The organism is Georgenia daeguensis (assembly GCF_039537705.1).
Taxonomy (GTDB): domain Bacteria; phylum Actinomycetota; class Actinomycetes; order Actinomycetales; family Actinomycetaceae; genus Georgenia; species Georgenia daeguensis.
This window is the reverse complement of sequence record NZ_BAABBA010000066.1, coordinates 1-2,981: the sequence shown is the minus strand read 5'-3', so window position 1 is coordinate 2,981 and position 2,981 is coordinate 1. Positions and strand designations below refer to the sequence as shown.

Genomic DNA, 2,981 nt, shown 5'->3' with positions numbered 1-2,981 from the left:
TTCGAGGGAAGCAGCGGCTCGATCCGCTCCCACTGCTCATCCGTGAACACCCGATACCGCGAACCCGTCGACCTCACCCGACCAGACTGCCGCGAGCCTCACTCAACATATGGGAGACACGCCCTAGGAGACTGCTGAAGAATTGCGTGTCCTTGCCCGGTGGTTGAGTCGGGCTCGGGGACGCTGTGTGTATGCAGGGTCGGTCGAGAGATCAGCGGGACCTGTTCGACGCGGAGTCGATGGCGGGTGGTTTGCTCGAGCCGGGGAGCGTGTACGCGTTCTTGGCCGAGCATCGCACGGCGTTGTTTCCCGAGGCGTTGTTCGCGGATCTGTTCCGCTCCGCGCGGGGGCGTCCGTCGGTGCCGGCGGACGTGGTCGCGACGGTCCTGGTGCTGCAGACGTTGAACGGGCTCTCGGACCGTGAGGCGGCCGAGGCGGTCACGTTCGACCTGCGGTGGAAGGCTGCGTGCGGGCTGGCGGTCCAGGCCCCGGCGTTCCACCCGAGCACGTTGACGTACTGGCGCCGCCGCCTGGCCGCGTCGCAGCGGCCGAACCGGATCTTCGAGGTGATCACGGCGGTGGTGACTGAGACCGGGATCCTGACCGGCAAGACCCGGCGGGCGCTGGACTCGACGGTGCTGGAGGACGCGGTTGCCACCCAGGACACGGTGACCCAGCTGATCGCCGCGATCCGGCGGGTCGCCCGCGAGGTCACCGGCGGGAAAGACGCGGTCGCCGAGCACTGCGTCGGGTATGACTACTCCCAGCCGGGCAAGCCGCGCATTGCCTGGGAGGACCCGGCCGCCCGGGATGAGCTCGTCTCGGCTCTCGTCGCCGACGCGATCGCGTTGTTGGCCCACCTCGAGGTGGAGGCCTTGCCCGAGGAGGAGCAGCAGGTCGTGGCGCTGCTCGCGGTGATCGCCGGGCAGGACGTCGAGCCCGCCGAGGGCTCCGACGGCACGGACGGACGCTGGCGGATCGCCCGCAAGGTTGCCTACGACCGGGTCATCTCCACGGTCGACCCCGAGACCCGCCACGCTCACAAGACCACTGCTCAGCGGCGCAACGGGTTCAAGGCTCATGTGGTGGTCGAGCCGGTCACCGGGCTGATCACCGCCACGACGCTGACCAAGGCCGCCGGTGCGGAATCCGCCGACGGCAGCGTTGGGATCGACCTGCTCGCCACCGACACCACCCTCAGCGCCGCGCAGGGTGCGACGGCGGTGCCGGTCCCGGTGGAGGTGCTCGCCGACTCCGCGTACGGCACCGGCGAGGTGCTCGCCGCCCTGGATGCCGCCGGGCACACCGCGATCATCAAACCTTGGCCGCTGCGACCGGCGATCCCGGGCGGATTCACGATCGAGGACTTCACCGTCGATGAGAGCGCCGGCACCGTGACCTGCCCGAACGGGCTGACCCGGAGGATCACTGCCAAGCGCAAGGTCACCTTCGGGGCCTGCTGCCGAGGCTGCCCGCTGCGCGAACGCTGCACCACCGCGGCGAGAGGCCGCAAGCTCGACCTCCACCCCCATGACGCGCTCCAGCGCACTCAACGCGCCAACGCGCAGGACCCGAGCTTCCAGCAGACGTACCGCACCTGGCGGCCGATGGTCGAACGCACCATCGCCTGGCTCACCCGCGACAACCGCAAGGTCCGCTACCGCGGCATCACCAAGAACGACCACTGGCTCCACCACCGCGCCGCCGCCATCAACCTCCGACGACTGCTCAGCCTCGGACTCCACCGCAGCGCAGGGACCTGGACGGTAACCACCGCCTGAGAAGCCGGCTGGCCCCGGCCACATCCACTGCCAAACACGCGCCCCGCGCTCTACCCGAACCCGTGAGCCCTCGAACTGTCACACGTGTGACACCGTCGTCCCCGGACCGACGACACCGCCGCGATGCCAGCTCGACCTACGCCGCACTGCCCAACAAGAACGCGCGTTCTTCAGCAGTCTCCTAGAGCATCTCGAGCGGGCGACGGTCGCGTGGCCGAGGAAATGCCGCGTCGAGTGTCGCAAGGTCGGCGTCGGAGAGGACGATATCTGCGGCTGCCCGGTTCTCCCGCACATGTGCGATCGAACTCGCCTTCGGAATCGCAATGAGGCCATCGTGCCGCAACGTCCAGGAAAGTGCGACCTGCGCAGGGGTAGCACCGACCTCGGCTGCGATCTTCACAAGGGAGGGATGGTTTGAGAGTCGTCCCTGCTCGACGGGACTATAGGCCATGACAGGCATTTCATGAGCGACGAGCCACGGCAACAATTCCAACTCAGGGCCTCGACGGACGAGATTGTAGAGAACCTGATCAGTCACGCAGCCATCCCCGCCGGCAGCAACAAGCTCGTCCATGTCGTCAGTATCGAGGTTGCTGACACCCCAATACCGAATCTTCCCGGCCGATTTCAGCGCCTCCATCGCTTCTATCGTCTCAGCGAGCGGCACCGATCCCCGCCAGTGGAGCAGGTAGAGGTCGAGCCGGTCGGTGCCGAGACGTCTCAAGCTCGCCTCGCATGCGCGTGAAAGGCGTGCGCGCGACGCGTTCTGCGGATACGCCTTGCTGACGAGGAACAACTGGTCGCGCCGGTCGCCTAGCGCTTCGCAGATCAGCGTTTCCGCCGCGCCGTCGCCGTACATCTCGGCAGTATCAACGAGCGTCATGCCCAGCTCGACACCGGCGATCAACGCGGCGATCTCGTCGGATCGTCGCTCAGCACGCTCGCCCATCTTCCAGGTGCCTTGACCCATCGAAGGAACAACTTCCCCGCCCGGCAACGTCACGCATCTCATATGCTTTCACTCCTTCAGATGTTCTCGGCTCGCCGCGTCTACCCACCCCCGGAGGGTACAACTGGGCCGCCCCCTTCATTCGGTCCGGACGCTCTGTGAGTCGTCGGTTTCCATTTGATGGTTGCACTGCCGAGCGTACTCGACTGGGGGTAGGTAGCCGAGCGAGGAGTGCCGGCGGTGATGGTTGT

General features: G+C 67.1%; 2 protein-coding genes. One reads left to right on the top strand and one right to left on the bottom strand.

The annotated features are described in order from the left end of the window. Window positions 1-191: 191 nt before the first annotated feature. Complete coding sequence (locus tag ABD774_RS21390) at window positions 192-1,781, top strand: IS1182 family transposase (protein WP_345045765.1); 1,590 nt, start codon at window positions 192-194, stop codon at window positions 1,779-1,781. Window positions 1,782-1,962: 181 nt separating this feature from the next. Here ABD774_RS21390 and ABD774_RS21385 read toward each other — a convergent pair whose 3' ends face one another. Next, a complete protein-coding gene (locus tag ABD774_RS21385) occupies window positions 1,963-2,793 on the bottom strand; it encodes an aldo/keto reductase (protein ID WP_345045763.1) in 831 nt (276 codons plus the stop codon). Window positions 2,794-2,981 lie beyond the last annotated feature (188 nt).

Bases quoted from the DNA above. Each gene is read 5' to 3' on its own strand.
- ABD774_RS21390 (WP_345045765.1), top strand. From the start codon at position 192: ATGCAGGGTCGGTCGAGAGATCAGCGGGACCTGTTCGACGCGGAGTCG.
- ABD774_RS21385 (WP_345045763.1), bottom strand. From the start codon at position 2,793: ATGAGATGCGTGACGTTGCCGGGCGGGGAAGTTGTTCCTTCGATGGGT.